This window comes from Pseudomonas sp. BN415 (assembly GCF_029871195.1).
Classification (GTDB): Bacteria; Pseudomonadota; Gammaproteobacteria; order Pseudomonadales; family Pseudomonadaceae; genus Metapseudomonas; species Metapseudomonas resinovorans.
The window spans coordinates 1-21581 of record NZ_SSOK01000004.1; the positions used below are offsets into that span (position 1 = coordinate 1).

Annotated in this window: 21 protein-coding genes; 12 read left to right on the forward strand and 9 right to left on the reverse strand. The window is 64.4% G+C overall.

Features of this window, described 5'->3' with window-relative positions; translation table 11 throughout:
• Window positions 1-409: 409 nt before the first annotated feature.
• The 6 genes from E8F20_RS00195 (at window position 410) to E8F20_RS00220 (ending at window position 7110) form a co-directional block, all read left to right on the forward strand.
• Window positions 410-1459, forward strand: a complete 1050-nt coding sequence (locus tag E8F20_RS00195) for an ABC transporter ATP-binding protein (protein WP_280281902.1) — start codon at window positions 410-412, stop codon at window positions 1457-1459.
• A complete protein-coding gene (locus E8F20_RS00200; protein ID WP_280281903.1) occupies window positions 1456-2367 on the forward strand; it encodes an ABC transporter permease in 912 nt (303 codons plus the stop codon). Before E8F20_RS00195 ends, E8F20_RS00200 begins: the two co-directional genes overlap by 4 nt.
• Entirely contained in the window at window positions 2364-3152 is a 789-nt protein-coding gene (locus E8F20_RS00205; RefSeq protein WP_280281904.1) for an ABC transporter permease, read from the forward strand. Before E8F20_RS00200 ends, E8F20_RS00205 begins: the two co-directional genes overlap by 4 nt.
• Window positions 3153-3181: 29 nt before the next feature.
• Window positions 3182-4225 (forward strand): extracellular solute-binding protein, encoded by a 1044-nt coding sequence (locus tag E8F20_RS00210; RefSeq protein WP_280281905.1) that lies wholly within the window; start codon window positions 3182-3184, stop codon window positions 4223-4225.
• Between the two features lie 428 nt (window positions 4226-4653).
• The gene (locus tag E8F20_RS00215) at window positions 4654-6045 is read left to right on the forward strand and encodes an APC family permease (RefSeq protein WP_280281906.1); all 1392 of its coding nucleotides are present in this window, start codon (window positions 4654-4656) and stop codon (window positions 6043-6045) included.
• Between the two features lie 33 nt (window positions 6046-6078).
• Entirely contained in the window at window positions 6079-7110 is a 1032-nt protein-coding gene (locus tag E8F20_RS00220; protein ID WP_280281907.1) for a histone deacetylase family protein, read from the forward strand.
• 127 nt (window positions 7111-7237) lie between these two features.
• On the opposite strand, the gene E8F20_RS00225 is transcribed toward E8F20_RS00220, so the two are convergent.
• The 4 genes from E8F20_RS00225 to E8F20_RS00240 form a co-directional block, all read right to left on the reverse strand.
• Complete coding sequence (locus E8F20_RS00225; RefSeq protein WP_280281908.1) at window positions 7238-7585, reverse strand: NirD/YgiW/YdeI family stress tolerance protein; 348 nt, start codon at window positions 7583-7585, stop codon at window positions 7238-7240.
• A gap of 98 nt (window positions 7586-7683) precedes the next feature.
• The gene (locus E8F20_RS00230) at window positions 7684-8574 is read right to left on the reverse strand and encodes an SdiA-regulated domain-containing protein (RefSeq protein WP_280282023.1); all 891 of its coding nucleotides are present in this window, start codon (window positions 8572-8574) and stop codon (window positions 7684-7686) included.
• 128 nt (window positions 8575-8702) lie between these two features.
• Window positions 8703-9368, reverse strand: a complete 666-nt coding sequence (locus tag E8F20_RS00235; protein WP_028629525.1) for a fumarylacetoacetate hydrolase family protein — start codon at window positions 9366-9368, stop codon at window positions 8703-8705.
• A gap of 62 nt (window positions 9369-9430) precedes the next feature.
• Window positions 9431-10822, reverse strand: a complete 1392-nt coding sequence (locus tag E8F20_RS00240; protein WP_028629524.1) for an FAD-binding oxidoreductase — start codon at window positions 10820-10822, stop codon at window positions 9431-9433.
• A 187-nt stretch (window positions 10823-11009) separates the two neighbouring features.
• Between E8F20_RS00240 and serA the strand changes: the two genes are divergently transcribed.
• Window positions 11010-12239, forward strand: coding sequence for a phosphoglycerate dehydrogenase (serA, locus tag E8F20_RS00245; protein ID WP_280281909.1), 1230 nt, complete (start codon window positions 11010-11012; stop codon window positions 12237-12239).
• 82 nt (window positions 12240-12321) lie between these two features.
• Here serA and E8F20_RS00250 read toward each other — a convergent pair whose 3' ends face one another.
• Window positions 12322-12753 carry a DUF4399 domain-containing protein gene (locus E8F20_RS00250; protein ID WP_280281910.1) on the reverse strand — a complete coding sequence of 144 codons (432 nt, stop codon included), beginning with the start codon at window positions 12751-12753 and terminating at the stop codon, window positions 12322-12324.
• Between the two features lie 128 nt (window positions 12754-12881).
• Between E8F20_RS00250 and E8F20_RS00255 the strand changes: the two genes are divergently transcribed.
• The gene (locus E8F20_RS00255) at window positions 12882-13418 is read left to right on the forward strand and encodes a transporter substrate-binding domain-containing protein (RefSeq protein WP_280281911.1); all 537 of its coding nucleotides are present in this window, start codon (window positions 12882-12884) and stop codon (window positions 13416-13418) included.
• 3 nt (window positions 13419-13421) lie between these two features.
• On the opposite strand, the gene E8F20_RS00260 is transcribed toward E8F20_RS00255, so the two are convergent.
• A complete protein-coding gene (locus E8F20_RS00260) occupies window positions 13422-13913 on the reverse strand; it encodes a DUF523 domain-containing protein (RefSeq protein WP_280281912.1) in 492 nt (163 codons plus the stop codon).
• 225 nt (window positions 13914-14138) lie between these two features.
• Between E8F20_RS00260 and E8F20_RS00265 the strand changes: the two genes are divergently transcribed.
• Entirely contained in the window at window positions 14139-14696 is a 558-nt protein-coding gene (locus E8F20_RS00265; RefSeq protein WP_280281913.1) for a DUF6160 family protein, read from the forward strand.
• Between the two features lie 10 nt (window positions 14697-14706).
• Here E8F20_RS00265 and E8F20_RS00270 read toward each other — a convergent pair whose 3' ends face one another.
• Entirely contained in the window at window positions 14707-15324 is a 618-nt protein-coding gene (locus E8F20_RS00270; protein ID WP_280281914.1) for a 2OG-Fe(II) oxygenase, read from the reverse strand.
• Window positions 15325-15531: 207 nt separating this feature from the next.
• Here E8F20_RS00270 and E8F20_RS00275 point away from each other — a divergent pair, with 207 nt between their 5' ends.
• Window positions 15532-16287, forward strand: coding sequence for a DUF2059 domain-containing protein (locus tag E8F20_RS00275; protein WP_280281915.1), 756 nt, complete (start codon window positions 15532-15534; stop codon window positions 16285-16287).
• Between the two features lie 22 nt (window positions 16288-16309).
• Here E8F20_RS00275 and E8F20_RS00280 read toward each other — a convergent pair whose 3' ends face one another.
• The gene (locus tag E8F20_RS00280) at window positions 16310-17251 is read right to left on the reverse strand and encodes an alpha/beta hydrolase (RefSeq protein ID WP_280281916.1); all 942 of its coding nucleotides are present in this window, start codon (window positions 17249-17251) and stop codon (window positions 16310-16312) included.
• 121 nt (window positions 17252-17372) lie between these two features.
• On the opposite strand from E8F20_RS00280, the gene E8F20_RS00285 reads away from it, so the two are divergent.
• Entirely contained in the window at window positions 17373-17948 is a 576-nt protein-coding gene (locus E8F20_RS00285) for a DUF6436 domain-containing protein (RefSeq protein WP_280281917.1), read from the forward strand.
• Here E8F20_RS00285 and E8F20_RS00290 read toward each other — a convergent pair.
• Window positions 17945-18985: an AraC family transcriptional regulator gene (locus E8F20_RS00290; RefSeq protein ID WP_280281918.1), complete on the reverse strand. Its 1041-nt coding sequence runs from the start codon at window positions 18983-18985 to the stop codon at window positions 17945-17947. The genes E8F20_RS00285 and E8F20_RS00290 overlap by 4 nt on opposite strands.
• A 112-nt stretch (window positions 18986-19097) precedes the next feature.
• On the opposite strand from E8F20_RS00290, the gene E8F20_RS00295 reads away from it, so the two are divergent.
• Window positions 19098-21479 carry a penicillin acylase family protein gene (locus tag E8F20_RS00295; RefSeq protein ID WP_280281919.1) on the forward strand — a complete coding sequence of 794 codons (2382 nt, stop codon included), beginning with the start codon at window positions 19098-19100 and terminating at the stop codon, window positions 21477-21479.
• The last annotated feature ends 102 nt before the right edge of the window (window positions 21480-21581 follow it).

Here is a 21581-nt window from a genome sequence, read left to right on the forward strand (position 1 = left end):
CATGGATGGCCCCTCTCGCCGTGCCCCTGGAGCAAGGATGGAGGGAGGGTAGTTTGGCGGAGCCAAACCCGGATGCAGGGGCAAGCCCTTTGGTTCCTTTCGGCGCTTGAGAAAGGGACTCGTCCGGGGGGACGAAACCAGAAGCATCCGCAAAACTCGGCAAGCAGCCTGGCTCAGGACGTACTAGCAACACTTAACGCAGACATAGCCATTGAAATCGCCCCTACGGATATGTGCCAAGAGCGACGTCCATCACAGCCTGCAACTTGGCCGGAAATATCTCCTTTTGACCTGATCTATCGTTCTTCTCGGAGCGGAGCTGCTGACAGAATCGGGACAAACAAGGGCCGCTTCACCAGCAGCAAAAGAAAAGCCCAATAAGAACAAACTCTTAGAGCTTGTGATCAGCATGACTAGCGCGATCAGCGTCGAACGTGTGTGCATGGAGTTCGGTGATCCGGGGCAGGGCGTGAAGGCCCTCGACGATGTTTCCCTGGAAATCCGCGCCAACGAGTTCTTCACCCTCCTCGGCCCGTCCGGCTGCGGCAAGACCACCCTCTTGCGACTCATCGCCGGTTTCGAGCAACCCAGCTCCGGGGCCATCCGCCTGTACGGCGAACCGATGCAGGGCCTCCCGCCGTTCCGCCGTCCCGTCAATACCGTCTTCCAGAGTTACGCCTTGTTCCCACACATGACGGTGGCGCAGAACATCGCCTTCGGCCTGGAGATGCGTGGCCTGGGTCGCGACGAGGTCGAGCAGACGGTACAGCGCATGCTGGAACTGGTGAAGCTGCCGGATGTGGGCAAACGCCGCGCCGACCAGCTCTCCGGTGGCCAGCAGCAACGCATCGCCCTGGCCCGAGCCCTGGCCAACAAACCCAAGGTGCTGCTGCTGGACGAATCGCTCTCGGCGCTGGACCAGAAGCTGCGCAAGGACATGCAGATCGAGCTCAAGCGCCTGCAGCATGAAACGGGCATCACCTTCATCTTCGTCACCCATGACCAGGAAGAAGCCCTGACCATGTCCGACCGCATCGCGGTGATGAGCAAGGGGCGCATCCTCCAGGTCGGCACCCCGACAGAAATCTACGAAGCACCGCTGAACCGCACGGTTGCGGACTTCATCGGCGAAACCAACTTCCTCGAAGGCGAAGCCCTGGAACGCGGCGTGCTATTGCCCGACGGTCAGTTGCTCAGCGCGTTCAGCCCGCGCCGTGGCGCCGTGACCCTGGCGATCCGCCCGGAACGCACCTGCCTCGACGAGCAGGGCAACTTGGCCGGCGAAATCGAGAACGTCGTGTATGTCGGCACCGACACCGTCTACCACCTCAACATTGCCGGGCAGAGCGGCTTCCGAGTCCGCCAGCAAAACCGCAACGGCGCGCTGAATGCCTATTCCGGTGGCGAGAAAGTGCGGGTACAGGTACCCAGCGAAGCCATCCGGGTGCTGGTCGAATGAGCACACTGCGCGCCCAGGCCGAACGCCGCCAGCTGCGCCGACGCTTGTTGCTGACCAGCCCGGCCATGCTCGCCCTGCTGGTGTTCCTGGTGCTGCCGCTGGGGATCATGTTCCTGGTTTCGATCCTGGCGCCGGGCGACTACGGAGGTGTGAAGTGGGACCAGTATTCGCTGGAGGCCTACGTCAACTTCCTCTACGAACGCGACCTGGACGACAGCCTGGTGTTCAACACCGACTACCTGCAGATCTTCCAGCGTTCTTTCTGGCTCTCGGTCCTGACAACCGCGGGTTGCCTGCTGATCGGCTTCCCCACTGCGCTCTACCTGGCGCTGCAGAGCGAGCGCAAGCGCAACCTGCTGCTATTCCTGGTCACCGTGCCCTTCTGGACCAACCTGCTGGTGCGGGTCTATGCGTGGATCCTGCTGCTGCGCAACGGCGGTCTGGTGGACAGCGGACTGGGTGTCTTCGGCCTGTCCGACGGCGCCCTTGGCCTGCTCTACACCGACGTGGCCGTGGTGATCGGCCTGCTCTACACCTTCCTGCCCTTCATGGTGCTGCCCATCTACACCAGCCTGGAGAAGCTCGACTGGCGCCTGGTGGAAGCCGCCTTCGACCTCGGCGCCAACCGCTTCCAGGCCCTACGCCGGGTCATCGTGCCGCTGGCCATGCCCGGCATAGTCGCCGGCGCGATCCTGGTATTCATCCCCTCGCTCGGCAACTACATCATTCCCGAGCTGCTCGGGGGCGGTAAGTCGCTGATGATCGGCAACCTGATCCAGCTGCAGTTCGGCGCCTCCCACAACTGGCCGCTGGGCGCGGCGCTGTCCTTCGCCCTGCTGGGCTTCGTGCTGCTGGCGATGCTGTTTTACAGCCTGCGCTTCAAGCAGGCCGCCGGAGGCCATCCATGAACATGCGCAATCCGCTCTGGCGCTTCACCGGTGTACGCCCCACCGCCTGGCTGTTCTTCGCCTTTCTCTACGTGCCGATCCTGGTGCTGGTGGCGCTCAGCTTCAACAGCGGGCAATCGGCGACCATCTGGGAAAGCTTCAGCCTGAAGTGGTACTCGGTGGTGGCCAACGACCCGGAGATCGTCCGCGCGGCGAAGAACTCGCTGATCGTCGCCACCTTCGCCACCCTGATCGCCACGTCCCTGGCCACCCTCGCCGCGCTCGGCATGCGCGGCCGCGCTTTCCGTGGGCAGACGCTGATGAGCGGCGTACTCGGCCTGCCGCTACTGGTGCCGGAAATCGTCACAGCCGTGGCCACGCTGATGTTCTTCGCCTTCATCGGCCTGAAGCTCTCGCTCTTCACCATCCTCATCGCCCATGTGGTGTTCTGCATCCCCTTCGCCTACCTGCCGATCCGTGCCCGTCTGGAGGGCATGGACCCGCGCCTGGCCGAAGCGGCCGCCGACCTCTACGCGTCGCCCTGGAAAGCCTTCTGGAAGGTGACCTTCCCGCTGCTGATGCCGGGCATCCTTTCCGGCGCCATGCTGGCCTTCATTATTTCCATGGACGATTTCGTCATCACCTACTTCGTCGCCGGAGCCGGGGCCACGACTCTACCGGTGTACATCTTCAGCTCGATCCGGATGGGGATTTCACCGAAGATCAACGCCATATCCTCCATAATCCTAGCTATTTCCATAGCTTTCGTTGCATTGTCCTACTACGTCGGGCAGCGCAAGCGCTGACCCGCTTTCGACCAGCAAGGAGCTTGACCATGACCCGCCGTACCCCGCTTGCACTCGCTATGCTGCTCGCCAGCGGCCTGACCGGTTCCGCCCAGGCCGCAGGGACCCTGCACTTTGCCAACTGGTCGGACTACTTTCCGCCGGAGCTGCTGAAGAAGTTCGAGAAGGACACCGGCATCAAGGCCACCCTGGACGCCTACGACAGCAACGAAACCCTGCTGGCCAAGCTCAAGGCCGGCGGCGGCGCCTACGACGTGGTAGTGCCGTCGGACAGCTTCATCCAGATCATGGCCGGCGACGGACTGCTGCAGAAACTCGACAAGAGCAAGCTGCCCAACCTGAAGAACCTCAAGACCAACTTCCAGACGCTCGACTTCGACCCCGGCCACGACTACAGCGTGCCTTACCTCTGGGGCACCACTGGCTACAGCTATGACAGCAAGCAGGTGCCGGGCGGCAAGCTGGACGAGAGCTGGAAGCCCTTCTTCGAGCCGCCGGCCGAGCTGAAAGGCAAGGTCGTCGCGCTGAACTCCATCGAAGACCTGTACATCGCCGCGTCCCATTACCTGTCCATCGACCAGTGCACCGAGGACCCGAAGGACGCGAAGAAGATCCAGGACCTGCTGCTGGCACAGAAGCCGCTACTGGCCATGTACAACAGCGACGGCACCATCGAACGCATGGCGGCTGGCGAAGTGGCGATGCACATGCAGTGGAACGGTGCCTTCCACCGTGCCCACGCCCAGCGCGACAGCCTGGTCTACGTCTATCCGAAGGAAGGCATCCACGTCTTCATCGATAACTTCGTGATTCCCAAGGACGCCCTGAACGTCGAGGAAGCCCACGCCTTCATCAACTGGATGATGCTGCCGGAAAACATCGCCGCCGCTTCCAACTTCGCCAAGTACAACAACGCCATCGACGGCTCGGACAAGTTCATGGAGAAAGAGCTGTTCGACGACCCGGCCATCAACACCCCGCAGGACAAGCTGGACCGCCTGCGCACCTTCAAGCTGTGCTCGCCCAAGGCCCTGAGCCTGCGCAGCAAGGTGTGGACCAAGCTGAAGAAATAAGTCGCCACATAGCCCGCAGGATGGCGTGGAGCGAAGCGATACCCATCGACGATGGTGATGGGTATCGCAGGCTTCATTCATCCTACTCAACTGAATCAACCGGCCAACCATGTTGGCCATTTCGATCCCATTCTGACCCTTTGCGGGGTTCTACCCCGCTCCCCCCGCTGACAGAATCGAAGCGCATGCAGCTAGCAGGTGCCCCACCGACGGGCGCCGATCCAACAAGAACAACGGCTAGAGAGATACCCAAATGTCCCGTACACATGCGCTTCACACCGCCCCTCCCGCTTCAGTCCAACTCCACCCTTACTGACTGCCCGCGCACAGCCGGATGCGCAACGGACCCGGCCTAGCACGTGCCTGGATGGCTCGCCTTGCGACCCAGGCGCCGCCCAGCGGCGCGCAGTAAATCGGAGAGAAGAACAATGTCCAGCCCGTCCGCCCGCCTCGACAACAGCGGCAGCCTGCCCAACGAATTCACCCACAGCGCCCAGGGCACGGCCCTGCGCCGGATACTCGGGTTGCCCGCCCTGGTGTTCTTCGGCCTGGTCTACATGGTGCCGCTGACCATCTTCACTACCTACGGCGTGGTCACCGAAATGACAGGCGGACGCACCGCCTTGGCCTACGTGGTGACCCTGCTGGCGATGATCTTCACCGCCCTGTCCTACAGCTTCATGGTCCGTCGCTACCCCATCGCCGGCTCTGCCTACTCCTACGCCAGCCTGAGCTTCGGCCCCTGCGCAGGCTTCCTGGCCGGCTGGTCACTGCTGCTCGACTACCTGTTCCTGCCGATGATCAACTACCTGGTGATCGGCCTCTTCCTCAATATCGCCTTCCCCGAGGTGCCCGCTTGGGTCTTCGTGGTCAGCGCCATCGGCCTGGTGACCGCGCTGAACGTCCTCGGCATCAGCTCAGTGTCGAGCATGAGCAACCTGATCGTGGCCGCCCAGGTGATCTTCGTCCTGGTGTTCCTGGCCATGGCTGGCAAGAGTCTGTTTGGCGCCCCCATCGACTTCGCCGCACCCTTCATTGGCGACGGTAGCCAACCCGGACTGGCGCCGTTGATGGCTGGCGCAGCGGTGCTTTGCCTGTCGTTCCTCGGTTTCGATGCGGTTTCGACCCTGGCCGAAGAAGCCCGCGACCCGAAACGCGACATCCCACGCGCGATCATCATCACCACCCTCTGCGCCGGCGTGCTGTTCTTCGTGCTGTCGCTGGTGGCGCAACTGGTGTTCCCCGGCAGCAGCTTCAAGGATGTGGATGCCGCCGCCAACGAAGTGATGCTGCAGGCGGGCGGCCAGTTCCTTGCCGCCTTCTTCACCGCCACCTACGTCGCTGGCGCTGCCGGCTCGGCGCTGGCTTCCCAGGCGTCGGTTTCGCGCATCCTCTATAGCATGGGTCGTGACGGCATCCTGCCACGCCGCCTGTTCGCTACCCTGTCGGCACGTTTTCACACCCCGACCGTGGCTATCCTGATCGTGTCGCTGGTATCGCTGCTGGCCGTGGTGATCGACCTCGCCACCCTGGCCTCGATGATCAGTTTCGGCGCCCTGGTGGCCTTCTCCGCCGTGAACCTGGCAGTGATCCGCACCCACCTGTTCGACGGCCGCCCGCGCCAGCCGGGCGACCTGTTGCGCTATGGGCTCGTCCCGCTGATCGGCTTCGCGCTGATTGCCTGGCTCTGGACCAGCCTGTCGGGGCTGACCCTGGCCATCGGCCTGGGCTGGTTCGCCATTGGCCTGGCCTACCTCGCCGTGCAGACCGGCGGCTTCCGCCGCAAGGCGCCGCAGGTGCAGTTCTCCGAACACGAATGAACCCGATGACCCGCTCGCCGAAAGGAGACGCTGATGCTGACGATCTATTCCGACGACCACCACCTGCACCACGGCAAGCACGAGCTGATCGGTGGCCAGTTCACCCCCTGCTTCGAGAAGCCGAGCCGCGCCGACATGGTGCTGGACCGCGCCAAGGCGGTGAACCTCGGCGCCATCCAGGCGCCGGCCGACTTCGGTCTATCGCCCATCCTGCGCGTGCACAGCGAAGGCTTCGTCAATTTCCTGAAGAACGCCTGGGGCGACTGGCAGGCCAAGGGTCGTAGTCATGACATGCTGCCGATCGCCTGGCCGACCCGGCGCTTGCGGCAGGTAGAACCCACCGATATCGATGGTCGCCTGGGCTATTACTCCTTTGACGCAGGCGCCCCCATCACCGCCGGCACCTGGCAGGCCATCACCAGCTCAGCCAACGTCGCGCTCAGCGGCCAGACGGAGTTGCGCAACGGCGCCCGCGGCATCTTCTCCTTGTGCCGCCCGCCGGGCCACCACGCCGCCGCCGACTACATGGGCGGCTACTGCTACCTGAACAACGCGGCCATCGCCGTGCAGGCCATGCTGGATGCCGGAGCGAAGCGGGTTGCTGTGCTGGATGTGGACTACCACCACGGCAATGGCACCCAGGACATCTTCTACGACCGTGCGGATGTGCTTTTCGCTTCGATCCACGGCGATCCGCGCTTCGAGTACCCCTACTTCCTGGGCTTCGCGGACGAGAGAGGCGTGGGCGCGGGGGAAGGCTTCAACTTCAACTACCCACTGGCCTCGGGAGTCGATTGGTCGACATGGAGCCTGGCTCTGGCCGACGCCTGCCGGCAGATCGCCGAGTACGCGCCGGACGCGCTGGTGGTATCGCTGGGCGTGGATACCTTCAAGGAGGACCCCATCTCGCAATTCAAGCTGGACAGCCCGGACTACCTGCGCATGGGCGAAATCATCGGCAAGCTCGGCCTGCAGACGCTGTTTGTTATGGAAGGGGGCTATGCGGTGGAGGAGATCGGCATCAACGCGATCAATGTGCTGCAGGGGTTTGAAAGCGTGGCGTGAGGGTCCCTGGGAAATGGCATTTGTGGGGGCGAATTCATTCGCTATGCAGACCGAAGGTCTGCCCTTCGGATCAACCAGGGGCAGCTGCGCTGCCCTTAGCGAATGAATTCGCCCCCACAGGGCTATATCAGTTCACCCGCTCGACGAACTCCACATCCACTTCGCGGCCCATCAGGTCGCGGTCCACTTCGCCGGTCAGTTTGACGGTGGCCTTGTCGTCGATAGACATGGGCGGCCAGTCTTCGTCGTCGATCTCCACCTTCATGGTGCCGCTGGCGTCCTTGAACTCGTAGATGTCGCCCTTGATGCGCTTGATGATCTGCCCCTGCAGCACCACCGGTGCATCGTCGGCGGCCTCCAGCGCGGCCGCGACAGTGGTGATCTGGGAAGTGGCGCCGGGGCCGGTGTAGCTGCTGGCCATGACGGCAGTGGAGAACAGCGGCGCGACCAGCAGGACGAGGTATTTGGTTTTCATGGGCGTGATCCCGTTGAGTGGTTGACGGGATCAGGCTAGGGCGGCTGGCTGAAACGAGGCTTAAAAGCGCCTTAAGCGAAGCTTAACGGCGGGGCGCCCTAACTCGGATCGGCGCTGGCCACCAGTTGCTTGCGGAACACGTAGAACAGGTTCGGCTCGCTGACGACGTAGATGTCGCCACTCTCGTCCATGGCCACGCCTTCGGCGCGGGGGATGCGACTTTCCAGGCCATTCATGCCACCGAGCAGGCTGATGAAGCTCACAGGCTCGCCCTCCTCGTCCAGCTCCAGCAGCAGATTGGACTGGGCGGAGAGCACCAGCAGATGACCGGTGCGCGGATCAATGCTGAGTGCGGAGAGATTGCGCATACCCAGGCCATAGCTGGGCAGCGGTCGAAGTACATCGCTGTGGGCTTCGCTGCCGTCGCTGCCGAGGCTGAACAACGCAATGGGGCCACGCTCCTTGCCGAGAATAAGCCGGCCCTGGGCCGGGTCCCAGGCAATACCTTCGAAGCCCTTGTTGCCCGAGTCAGGGAAACCGAGGTCGAACTCAGGCGTACTACCGGCACTCAACTCGCGGGTTTCCGGGTCCAGCTCGAAAATCGACAAGGTGCGGCGGCGTTCATCGGTCACCGCAACATGGCCACCTTCCAGCACGGCGACCCCTTCGGGGTTGGAGAAGCCCTTCAGTGGAATCTTGCGCAGCACCTCGCCGTCTCGGCTCAGCTCCACCAGGGTCGGTGACTTGCCGGTGACGGTGAACAGGGTACCGGTAACCGGGTTGTAGGCCAGGTCCGAGGTTTCGTCGTTCTCCAGGCCAGCCAGTGGCTTGCCCTGCAGCACGGCCCTGTAGCCGGGCAGCCAGATGCTGTCGGCGCGCTGTTCCTGGGTCAGTTGCTGCTCACCCAGCCAGACCCGGGCGCGGTCGTCCCAGTGCATGTAACTAGTCAGGGCGGTGGTCCCGGCGAAGGCGGCGACCAGTCCCAGCATCAGCCTGCGGCGGCGGATGAACGGCAGGAAGCGGAGCGGCATCGGATACTACTCGACGAAAGGAAGGCTAAGAGATAGCCATATGCCAGTGAAAGTTCCGTGAAATGCATCTCCGCCGGTCGGCCGGATCAGATGACCCGGCTTTCGAATCGGCTGTGGCCAACCAGTTCCAGCACCAGGTCATCGCCCTGGTTCAGCGGGCCGACGCCCACCGGGGTACCGGTGAGGATGACGTCGCCCGGTTGCAGGCTGAAGTGACCCGCCATGTGCTGGATCAGCGGCAGGATGGGGTTGAGCATGTCACGGCTGTTGCCATCCTGGCGGACTTCGCCGTTGATGGTCAGGCGAATGCCAATGTCGTCCAACTGTTCGGGCGCGTCACCCGGTACGAAGGGCGCCAGCACGCAGGCACCGTCGAAACTCTTGGCGATTTCCCAAGGCAGGCCCTTCTCCTTGAGCTTCGCTTGCACGTCGCGCAGGGTCAGGTCCAGGGCGGGGGCGAAGCCGGAGATGGCGTCACGCACTTCCTCTTCGTCCGGGTGGCGCGACAGCGGCTTGCCGATCAGCACGGCGATTTCCGCCTCAAAATGCACCGCGCCGCGGTCCTGGGGAATGCTGAAGCCACCGGCCAGCGGCACCACGCAGGAGCCAGGCTTGATGAACAGCAACGGCTCGGTGGGCACGGGGTTGTTCAGTTCCTTGGCGTGCTCGGCGTAGTTGCGACCGACGCAGACCACCTTACCCAGGGAAAAGTGGATCGAGGTGCCATCGACATATTGATGCTGGTAGCTCATTTACCGACTCCTGAACGGTATCCATACGAAACAGGCGGTGGATCGCTCCACCGCCTGTCTGCTCAATTGAAGATTTTCCCCGGGTTCATGATCCCGTTCGGATCGAACACCGCCTTGATCGCTTTCATCACCGCAATCTCCGGCTCCGAGCGGCTGTAGCCGAGGTAGTCACGCTTGGTCATGCCCACGCCATGCTCGGCGGAGATGGAGCCGTTGTACTTCTGCACGGTCTCGAACACCCACTTGTTCACGGTGGCGCACTTGGCGAAGAACTCGTCCTTGGACAGGTTGTCCGGCTTGAGGATGTTCAGGTGCAGGTTGCCGTCGCCGATGTGGCCGAACCAGACCACTTCGAAGTCCGGATAGTTGGCTTCGACAATGGCGTCGATGTCATGCAGGAACGCTGGCACCCTGGAAACGGTAACGGAGATGTCGTTCTTGTACGGAGTCCAGTGGGAGATGGTCTCGGAGATGTACTCGCGCAGCTTCCACAGATTCTGCAGTTGCTGCTCGCTCTGGCTCATCACGCCATCCAGCACCCAACCCTGCTCGACGCAATGTTCGAAGGTGGCCAGGGCATCGTTGGCGATCTCCTCGCTGGCGGCCTCGAACTCCAGCAGTGCGTAGAAGGGGCAATCGGTTTCGAAGGGAGCCGGCACGTCGCCACGGGCCAGGACCTTGGCCATGGCCTTGTCGGAGAAGAACTCGAAAGCGGTCAGGTCCAGCTTGCTCTGGAAGGCGTGCAGCACAGGCATGATCGAGTCCAGGTCAGGCGAGCCCAGGACCATGGCGGTGAGGTTCTTCGGCGCACGGTCCAGGCGCATGGTGGCTTCCACCACGAAGCCCAGGGTGCCTTCGGCGCCGATGAACAGCTGGCGCATGTCGTAGCCGGTGGCGTTCTTGATCAGGTCCTTGTTCAGCTCCAGCAGGTCGCCAGCGCCAGTGACCACCTTCAGGCCGGCTACCCAGTTCCGGGTCATACCGTAGCGAATAACCTTGATCCCGCCGGCATTGGTACCGATATTACCGCCAATCTGGCTGGAACCGGCAGACGCGAAATCCACCGGGTAATACAGGCCCTTTTCTTCAGCGAAGTTCTGCAGCTGCTCGGTAACCACGCCCGGCTGGCAGACCACGGTGCGGTCGAACTCGTTGAATTCGAGGATCTGGTTCATGTAGTCGAAGGCGACGACCACTTCGCCATTGGCTGCTACAGCCGCGGCGGAAAGGCCGGTACGGCCGCCAGAGGGGACCAGCGCGACCTTGTGCTGGTTAGCCCAGCGAACGATGGCCTGTACTTGCTCGATGCTCTTGGGGAAGACGATGGCGCTGGGGGCCGGGGCGAAATGCTTGGTCCAGTCCTTGCCGTAAGCCTCCAGGGACGCGGCGTCGGTCAGCACCTTGCCGGGCTCAACCAGGGTCTTCAGCTCTTCGATCAGGGCAACGTTGGTCATCAGCGGAACTCTCAAATCATTCATGGTCGCCCTGAGAACGATTCAGGTCGCAACCGAGCAAGGGAAAAGGAGATCATGCTAGCATACGCACCCCGCGAATCGTGCTCTCCAGCCGATTTTCCGGGTAGCAGCCAAGTCCCCCCACGGCCCGCTTCTGTCATTTTTACCGGGATACATAGGTACGCAGATGAGCAAGACCTCTCTCGAAAAGAGCAAGATCAAGTTCCTTCTCCTCGAAGGCGTCCACCAGAATGCCGTGGACACCCTGAAGGCCGCCGGGTACACCAATATCGAGTACCTCAAGGGCGCCCTCTCGGGTGATGAACTGAAAGAGAAGATCGCCGACGTCCACTTCATCGGCATCCGCTCGCGTACCCAGCTCACCGACGAGGTGTTCGACTGCGCCAAGAAGCTCATCGCCGTCGGCTGCTTCTGCATCGGCACCAACCAGGTCAACCTGAGTGCCGCTCGCGAGCGCGGTATCGCGGTGTTCAACGCACCCTATTCCAACACCCGCTCGGTCGCCGAACTGGTGCTGGCCGAAGCGATCCTGCTGCTCCGTGGCATCCCGGAGAAGAACGCTTCCTGCCACCGCGGCGGCTGGATCAAGTCCGCAGCCAACTCCTTCGAAATCCGCGGCAAGAAGCTGGGGATCGTCGGTTACGGCTCCATCGGCACCCAGCTGTCGGTCCTGGCCGAGGCCCTGGGCATGCAGGTGTTCTTCTACGACACCGTGACCAAGCTGCCGCTGGGTAACGCTACCCAGGTGGGCAACCTGCACGAACTGCTCGGCATGTCCGACATCGTGTCCCTGCACGTGCCGGAGCTGCCGTCCACCCAGTGGATGATCGGTGAGAAGGAGATCCGCGCCATCAAGCCAGGCGGCATCCTGATCAACGCCGCCCGCGGCACCGTGGTGAAGCTGGACGCCCTGGCCGAAGCTATCAAGGACGAGCACCTGATCGGCGCCGCGATCGACGTATTCCCGGTCGAACCCAAGTCCAACGACGAAGAGTTCGAGAGCCCGCTGCGTGGCCTGGACCGCGTGATCCTGACCCCGCACATCGGCGGTTCCACTGCCGAGGCCCAGGCCAACATCGGCTTGGAAGTGGCCGAGAAGCTAGTCAAGTACAGCGACAACGGTACCTCGGTGTCCTCGGTCAACTTCCCTGAAGTGGCCCTGCCGTCGCATCCGGGCAAGCACCGTCTGCTGCACATCCACGAGAACGTGCCGGGCGTGATGAGCGAGATCAACAAGGTGTTCGCCGACAACGGCATCAACATCTCCGGTCAGTACCTGCAGACCGACGAGAAGGTTGGCTACGTGGTGATCGACGTCGATGCCGAGTACTCGGACCTCGCCCTCGAGAAGCTGCAGCACGTGAACGGCACCATCCGCAGCCGCGTCCTCTTCTAAAGAGAGGCTGCTGCGCGTCGGCGATGCTTCGCCGGGCATGAAAAAGGGAGGCTTCGGCCTCCCTTTTTCGTTTCCGAGGTCTTTACTTGACCGTCACCGTGATCGTTTCCGAGATCACTGGCGGGTCCAGCGGTACGTGGTTCCTGTCGCCTACCAGTAGCCGCAGGTTGTGCTTGCCGGGTGGCAGCGTCAGTTGGGTTTCCGTCTGGCCCTTGCCGAAATGGCGGAGGTTGTCAGTCATGGGCAGCGGCATGTCCATCGCCGGCGCGTCGTCCTGATCGATCAGCAGGTGATGGTGGCCGGTGGCGGGCGCATCCACGCCGGCGGGCGCGACGCCCATGCCCTTGAGACCGAACTTGACGGTAAAGGTCTGGCCGACCGTGGCGCCAGTAGCCGGTTCGATGAAGTACACCTGCGCGCCTTCGGGCGAGGGGGTACGTGGAACGGCAGCCTGGGTGGCGGTGGCGGCGCCAAGCAGCAGGGCGCCAAGGCTCAGGAATGATGAAGTCCTCATTACACATCTCCATGTTTTTGTGAACCAGACACCAGACCCTATGCAACCAGATAGGTTCACTTGCTGTCCGAGCATGCGCTGCACCCCGCGCCAGCCGAAGAAGACATAACGAAACGAGGAAGTTCCCCATGCGCCTGCTGTACTGCCTGCCCGCCCTGTTCGCCCTGCTGAGCCCCCTCGCCCAGGCCGAACTGCTCGACGATATCTGGGAACGCGGCAGCCTGCGCATCGCCCTGGAAGACAACAATCCGCCCTACAGCTACCGCGAAGGCGGCAAGCTGATCGGCTTCGACGTCGAACTGGGTCGCGCGCTGGCGGCGGAGCTGAATGTAGAGGCGGACTTCGTGGTGGACGACGGCGGCAAGATGCTGGACGGCCTGCAGAGTGGCCGCTACGACATTGCCCTGGACCCGATCGAGCCGTCGGAAGAAGGTCAGGACACCCTGGAGTTCAGCGATCCTTACGTCTTCCCTCTGAGCGAAGCTGAAGGCGAAAGTCGCGCAGCCGCCCCCATGACGATTCCCTTCCAGAAGGGCAACCCGGCCTTCCGCGACAGCCTGAACCGCGCCCTGACCAAGCTCCGCAGCGAGCGCAGGCTCGGCGCGCTGTCCGAGCAATGGCTGGGCAAGGACCTCAGCCAGCCACCGGCCGCTGCCTCGCACTGAGCCTCAGGCGTCGTCCAACTCGGCCAGGCGCGCTGCCGCCTCGGCCAGCTCCTCTTCGCTGAACACCTCGACACCGACGCGGCGCAAGGCTGCAGCGGTGACGCCCTCGCCAGCGACACGAACGCCGCTGAAGCTGCCGTCATAGTTCTCGCGATTGCCGCAGGAAGGGCTGCGCGCCTTGAGCAGCGCGATGCGAATACCGTAGGTGGCCACCAGTTCAAGGGCGATGCGCGCCCCGGCAACGAACTCGGTCGTCACATCCTGGCCGTCGTCGGTAAGCACTGGCAGCTCGCCGTCCAACACCGCAGCACCACGGCCGCCGGCAATTTCTGCCGGTGCCCGCGGCGTCGGCAGCCCACCGGCCACCTCCGGGCAGAGCGGCACGATGCGGCCCTCCGCCTGCCAGCGCTCCAGCACGCCGAACGGCCCATGGGCCCCACCGTCATAACGCACCCGCTGCCCCAACAAGCAACGGCTGACCAGAATCTTCTGCATCCACGTCTCCAGAGGGGCGACCCTCGCGGTCACCCCGGGTAACACCCATTCCGCTGGCGCGAACCGGGCACTGATCGAAGGTAGGGCCTTGGGCGGACAACTGCCAAGCCGCTTCATGGGGAAGCCGACGAGCTTCCCCATCCTTAGACGGGAAGCGCCCTGCGCCACTGGCTGTGGCTCACGTGGCGCTCCAGACTCTGCGCGCAACCTGCACAGGAGCGTGCCATGCCCAGAACGACACACAACCTCCGCCTTGCCCTGGCTTGCGGCACCGCCCTGCTCAGCGGTACCGGCCAGGCCGCCCTGGAATCCCTGGACAACCAGGCCCTCAGCGAGATCAGCGGCCAGGCCGGGATCAACCTGCGCCTGGACGTGATGACCCGCATCGACAGCATCCGCTGGAACGACGATGGCGGCAGCCTGTCGCTGCGCAACGTGCGCATCGACAACGGTTGCCTGAAACCCGGCGATTGCCCCAACGGAGCTGGTGGAAACTTCCCTCTGGGCCCTGCGCAACTAGGCCTGACCGTCCCTGCACTAGGCGCCGACCAGCCAACGCTCAAGCTGGACGTGGTCAAGTCCGCTTCAGGTACCCAGCAGATTCGTCTGGAGCTGCCCGACCTGACTACCATCAACGAACAACTGCAGGCCAGCTTCATCCCGGCCCAACGCATCCGCGTACGGGTCGCCGCCGACATGCACATCGGCGAAAGCCGACTCGGCAGCCTGGAGATCCGCGACATCACCGACCTGCGCGGTAATTTCCGGGTCTGGGGTCACTAGTTCCCGGCGTTCAGAGCGCTCCGCCGCGCCGCCGGAACCAACCTGCCAGGGACAGCCGCTCACGGTTCGCCGGCAAGACTTCGTGGGGTAACTCGGCGGACAGGAACACCACCAGACTGCCGCCCTCGGGCTGCACGTCATGTTCGCCGTCAGCCGGGTACAGGCGCAGAGCGCCGCCCTGATCCGGCTGCCAATCGGCATTCAGGTACGCCACCACCGACACCGCACGACGGTCGTCGTCTCGGAAGCGGTCCAGGTGCTTTTGATAGAAGGCGCCGGGAGGATAGAGGGCGAAATGGCACTCGAAATCCTCCAGCCCCAGATAGAGCTCACGGTTGAGCCGCTGGCGCAGCTCGTCCATCAGCGCCAGATAGGCATCGCTGGCGGCCGACTGGCCGGGTTCCAGCCAGTGAATACGGTCGCCTCGCACCCCCTCGCGAATCTGCTGTCCCTCGCCACGGCCGATCGAAGCCGGCGCAAGACTCCCGGCAGCGGAGCGGGCGCGACATTCTTCGGCCAAGGCGGTAGTGAGGTCAGCAGGCAGCACGAGGTGCTGGTGGGACCAGCCCTGATGGGCCAAGTCGTCGACGATCAGGGCGGATAGAGAGGATTCGGCAGGAGCAGTCATAATGGCGGCATTCTACCAGCGCATAAGACATCGCCTACATGACTTGCGGCAGTTTCCGACACCTCGACAATAAAGCCCAAGTCCGCTGAGAATAGCCGCACGCTCAACCCCGCCTCACCTGCCCGCCGCCAACGCCTTCCCCCGCCGAACCGATGCCGTACGAGTGGGTCCGATACGAACAGCGGACTGCGTCATCAAGGAGTTTTCATGCGCCTGCTCTTCGCCGTTACCCTCCTCCTCTTCGGCTTGCCTGCCCTGGCCGACGATCACGCCAACCTTTACCAGGCGGCCGGCTGGCCAGAACAGCGCGCGCACTTCAACGACGCCCTTGCAGCGGCTCAGCAGCGCTACCAGAAGACCCTGCCGCCGGCGGTCTACCAGGCCCTTGTGGACAACAGCAACCGCCGCTTCCAGCCCCAGGCCATCGACCAGCGCGCCCAGGCTGCCCTCCGCGGCCAGTTGAACGACCCGCGCCCGGCCCTGGCCTTCTTCCAGTCGCCTCTGGGACGCAAGATCATCGCCGCCGAAACCCTGGCCACCCGGCGCGACCAGTTGGCCCTGCATGTCAACGGCCTGCCACGCATAGAGGCCGACGCCACGCGACGCCTGCTGATCCGCCACCTGGCCCAGGCACTACCAGCCCGCGAAGCCGGCGCCGAAGTCAGCCTTGCCCTGGCCGGCGTCGCCGCCGACAGCTTGAGCCAGATGCTCCCCGGCCTGCTGGGTGGCGGTCAGGCCCAGGGCATGATCGACGGCCAACGCCAGCGGTTGATGGAGCAGATTGGAAACGACCTGGATAACACCCTGCTCTATGTCTACCGCGAACTGTCCGATCCGGAACTGGAAGAGTTCGTCACCTTCGCCGAATCCGCCGATGGCAAGGCCTACTACCAGGCCGCCCTGGCCGCCGTCCGCGCCGGCCTCGCCGTGGGCCAGGACGCCTCCGCACAGCAGGGCCTCTGAGCCATCGGACAACCACTCCGGGCTAGCTCAGTCGCTCCCGCAAGAACCCGAAGTACTGCTCCCGATAGGCTGGCGCCTCGTTCACCAGATGGTGGCCGGCCCCTTCCAGCATCAGCACCTCCGGCCGATCGAACTTATCCGCCAGCACCCGCAGGTTGTGCCGCCAATCCACTGTCATGTCACCGCTCCCCTGGATCACCAGGGGCCGGCGCGTGCTGCGTTGCGCGTTCTCGATGCACGGCACCCAGCGCGCCAGGGCGCCCACCCAGGCGGTGGGCAGGGTCTGCGGCTGCAGCGGGTCCTTGTGGTGGACGAACTCGATGAACTCGGCGTCGCTGGAGTTGACGCTGAAGCGCCGTGGAATGCCTTCGACGAAATGCCGCATCAGCTGGTAACTGAACTTCGACCAGCCCCAGGCGCGCGGCCGCACCAGCGGGGCGAACAGCAGGGTCTCGCCCAGCTCCGGACGCGGCGCACCGGTCAGCAGGTAGTCCAGCAGGATGGCACCGCCAGTGCTCTGCCCAGCCAGGTGCCAGGGCTGCGGCAGGTTCAGGGCGGCAGCCTCTCCCAGCAGCGCCTGGAGCGTGGCCTGATACTCGGCGAAATCACCGATGCTGGCCCGCGCGCCGCTGGACAGTCCATGGCCCGGCAGGTCGCAGGCGATCACCGCGAAGCCCATGCCCAGCGCCCAGTCCACCAGGTGGCCATAGAGCCCCATATGGTCGTAGTAGCCATGCAGCATCACCAGACTGGCACGGGGCTCGGGCGGCAACCAGAGCTGGGTGACCAAGGAGTACCCGGCCACCTCGACACAGCCCAGACGGCTCAGTACGCCCGGATGGCGCGCGGCAAAATCCAGCCGGTAGAACGCGCGATAGCTCTGCGCCTGGCGCAAGTCGGCAGCGCCTGCGGCCAAGGGTCGCAACAGAGGACGCAGGAGATCGGGCTGGAACGGTTCTGGCATCGGGTTTTCCCTGAGTGAAGCAACGCTATCCACAGGACCACCTGGGTCCCTGGCCGGCTGCCGATATTCTGCTGCCCGGCGCAACGTGGCAAGCTACGCGCCCCCGCACAGGCCTTTCACCATGCGTGCACCCAAGCCCAAGACACTGATCACCAGCCTCCTCCTCCTCGCCGGCGTCTGCGCCATCCTGCTGGCCCTGCGCTGGTACGAGTCGCGCTATGTCCGCCCCTTCAATACCCAGGCCACGGTATTTTCCGGCGAGCAACTGCACCTGCCGGCCGAGCTCGCCGGCCCGGGGCCAATCCGCCTGGTGCATTTCTGGGACCCGGCCTGCCCCTGCAACGCCGGCAACCAGCAGCACCTGGCCGAGCTGATCCAGCGCTTCGCTCCCCAGGGCGTGACCTTCCATGCCCTGCAAAAGCCCGGCAGCAAGGGCCAACTGCCGCCGGGCCTGGAAGCCCTGCAACCCCTGGTCGAGGTGCCCGGCGCCGAGCAACTGCCGGCGGTGCCCGCTGTCGGCATCTGGGACCGCGACGGCCGTCTGGCCTACTTCGGCCCCTACAGCGAAGGCGCCGTGTGCAATTCGGCCAACAGCTTCATCGAGCCGATTCTCGAAGCCCTGCTCGACAACCGTCCGGTGAGCGCCAGCAGCACCCTGGCGGCAGGTTGCTTCTGTGCCTGGCGGAGCCCCTCCTAACCCGCTCGCAAACGCTCCCGATAGGCCTCCGGCGGCATCCCGTACCAGCGGCGGAAGGCCCGGTAGAACGGCGACAGCTCGGAAAAACCGCAGGCCCGGGCCACCTCACGCATCGCCTTGCCGTCCTGCAGCAGTTCCACCGCACGGACCTGCTGTACCGACTCTCGCACCCGCCGCAGGTTGCTGCCCTGCTCCGCCAGGGCCCGCTGCAATGCACCGCTGCTGAAACCCAGCTCGGCGGCGCAGGCGTCGAGTGAGCAATCCGCCTGGCCGAGGCGCACACCCAGCAGGTAACGCAGACGGTTGAGCAGGTCGTTGCCCACCAGCGCATCCAGTTGCGTCTCCGCATGTTGCCAGAGCACCTGATGCAGTTCCGGATTGGCGGTGCGCGAGGGGCGTTTCAGCAGCGCCGCCGGGAACAGCAACGCATCATGCTCACAACCGAATGCCGGCAGCAGGCCAAACAGTCGCTGGTGCTCGCTCACCCGCGCCGGTCGCCCATGACGGAACTGCACGCCCTCCAGGCGAAATTCGCCGTCGGTGATGAAGCCCAACAGCTTGGTGAACAACAGGGCCAGGCATTCCATCTGCTGGCGCAGGGACGAGAACCCCAGGTAGTTGAGGTCGATCACCAAGCGCGCCTGCGCCCCCTCCGCTTGCAACTGGGCGACGAAGCCACCGGAAAGGATGTGCTGGAAGCGCAGGAAGCTCGTCAGCGCCTCGCCCAAGTCGCGGCTGGCCAGCAACAGGTAGCCCACTACGTCGAGCAGGCGCGGCTTCATCACCTCCCCCAGGTGCAGGCCGATATCGGGGTCGCCGATCAGCGTGTCAGCGGCCAGCCAGAACTGCGGTGCATCGTCGTGGCGCAGGCGGCCGTCCACCGGCGGCGGCCCGAGGCGACGGTGCTGGTTGACGCCGAGATAGATCTTCCCGGGGTCCAGGCCGAGATCAGCCAGCGCCTCGTAGAGCAGACGGCGCAAGGTGGCGGAATGGGTCAGCGGAACGAAGCTGGCGGCATCGGGCTCAGCGTTGGACATGGCGGGCTCCTCGGAATTGACCGAAGACTTTCAGCTTGCAGGTCGCCGGTCAATGCCCGCGAAGGTCAGCTTGGGGAGAATGCCGCGACCATAACAACAAGGAGATTCGTGCATGAAACGCACCCTGACTGCCCTGGCCGTCATCATCGCCGCGACCGCCGCCGGCGCCACCTGGTACAGCGAGAGCAAGAAGCCCGTGCGCGACGGCGAACTTTCCCTGACCCATCTCCAGGCTCCGGTGACCGTCCACTACGACGAGCGCGGTGTACCGCACATTCAAGCCGCCAACGAAGCCGACATGTACCGCGCCCTGGGCTTCGTCCATGCCCAGGACCGCCTGTTCCAGATGGAAATGCTGCGCCGCCTGGCCCGTGGCGAACTGGCCGAGATCCTCGGCGCCCGCCTGGTGGACACCGACCGCCTGTTCCGCACCCTGGGCATTCGCGCCCACGCCGACGAGTACGCCCTCAAGATGGACAAGCACAGCCCGGCGACCAAGGCACTGCTGGCCTACCTCGACGGCATCAACCAGTATCAGGACAACCGCCCGGCGCCGCTGGAGTTCGACCTGCTGGGCATCGAGAAGCGCCCCTTCACCGTCGCCGACACCCTCTCCGTGGCTGGCTACATGGCCTACAGCTTCGCCGCCGCCTTGCGCACCGAACCGGTGATGACCTATGTACGCGACGAGCTGGGTGCCGACTACCTGACCGCTTTCGATGTCGACTGGCACCCCGAAGGGGTGATCAGCCAGCCCCTGGCCAGCGCCGACTGGCAGGACCTCAACCGCCTCGCCCAACTCAGCCAGCAGGCGCTGGTGGAAGCCGGCCTGCCGCAGTTTGAGGGCAGCAACGCCTGGGCCGTGTCCGGCAGCCACACCGCCAGCGGCAAGCCGCTGCTCGCCGGCGACCCACATATCCGCTTCGCAGTGCCAGCCGTGTGGTACGAGGCGCAACTGGCCTATCCGGGCTTCGAGCTCTACGGCCACCACCAGGCCCTCAATCCGGTCGCCTCTCTCGGCCACAACCGGCAGTTCGCCTGGAGCCTGACCATGTTCCAGAACGACGACCTCGACCTGATCGCCGAGAAGAGCAACCCGGACAACCCCAACCAGGTCTGGTACCAAGGGCGGTGGGTGAACCTGGAAAGTCGCGAGGAAACCATCACGGTCAAGGGTGGCGAACCCGTAAAGCTGACCCTGCGTCGCTCGCCCCACGGTCCGATCATCAACGATGCCCTCGGCGCCGCCGCCGGCAAGACGCCGATCGCGATGTGGTGGGCCTTCCTCGAAACCGAGAACCCCATCCTCGACGCCTTCTACGACCTCAACCGCGCCAGCAGCCTGGACCAGGCTCGCGCCGCCTCCGAGAAAATCCACTCGCCCGGCCTCAACATCATCTGGGCCAATGCCAGCGGCGACATCGGCTGGTGGGCCGCGGCAAAACTGCCGCAGCGCCCGGAGGGCGTGAATCCCACCTTCATCCTCGACGGCAGCACCCACGCGGCGGACAAGCCCGGTTATCTGCCGTTCAGCGCCAACCCGCACGAGGAAAACCCGGAGCGTGGCTACATCGTCTCGGCCAACTACCAGCCGCTGTCGCCCACGGGCGTGGCGATTCCCGGCTACTACAACCTGCCGGACCGCGGCCAGCGCCTGAACGAGCGCCTCGCCACGCCCGGGGTCAAGTGGGATGTGCAGAACAGCCAGGCACTGCAGCTGGAAACCGGCACCGGCTACGGCCCGCGCCTGCTGGCGCCATTGCTCGACGAGCTGCGCGCAGCGGCGGTCGACGACCGGGAGAAAGCGCTGGTGGAACAACTGGCAGACTGGGACGGCGACCACGCGCTGGACTCAGTGGCCGCCACCCTGTTCAACCAGCTCACCTTTGAACTGGCCAATGCGGCCATGCGCGACGAACTGGGTGACGCCTTCTTCGACAGCCTGCTGCAAACCCGCGTGCTCGACACCGCCCTGCCGCGCCTGGCGGCCGACGCCGGCTCGCCCTGGTGGGACAAGCGCGATACGCCGCAGAAGGAAAGCCGCCCGGAGGTGGTCAAGGCCGCTTGGCAGGCCAGCCTCGCGCACCTGAAAGAGACCCTCGGCGAAGACAGCTCGAAATGGCTCTGGGGCACCGGCCACACCCTGACCCATGCGCATCCGCTGGGCCAGCAGAAGCCGTTGAACCTGCTGTTCAATGTCGGCCCCTTCGCCGCACCGGGCGGCCACGAGGTACCCAACAACCTGTCCCACCGCGTCGGCCCGGCGCCCTGGGAAGTGTTCTACGGCCCCTCTACGCGACGCCTGGTGGACCTGGCCGATGCCGAACACGCCCTGGGCATCAATCCGGTGGGCCAGAGCGGTGTGCCTTTCGACCGTCACTACAAGGACCAGGCCGAGGCCTACCTGCGCGGCGAATACGTGCCGATGCACTTCGCCGAGGATGCGGTGAAGGCCAATAGCCAAGAGACGCTGAAATTGGTGCCAGGGAACTGACGCCCGGCCCCTCTCCCTGAACGGGAGGGGGGTGACCCGCACCTGGCTAACAACGCGCACCGCTCTTGCCCCCTCTCCCTGAGGGAGAGGGTTGGGGTGAGG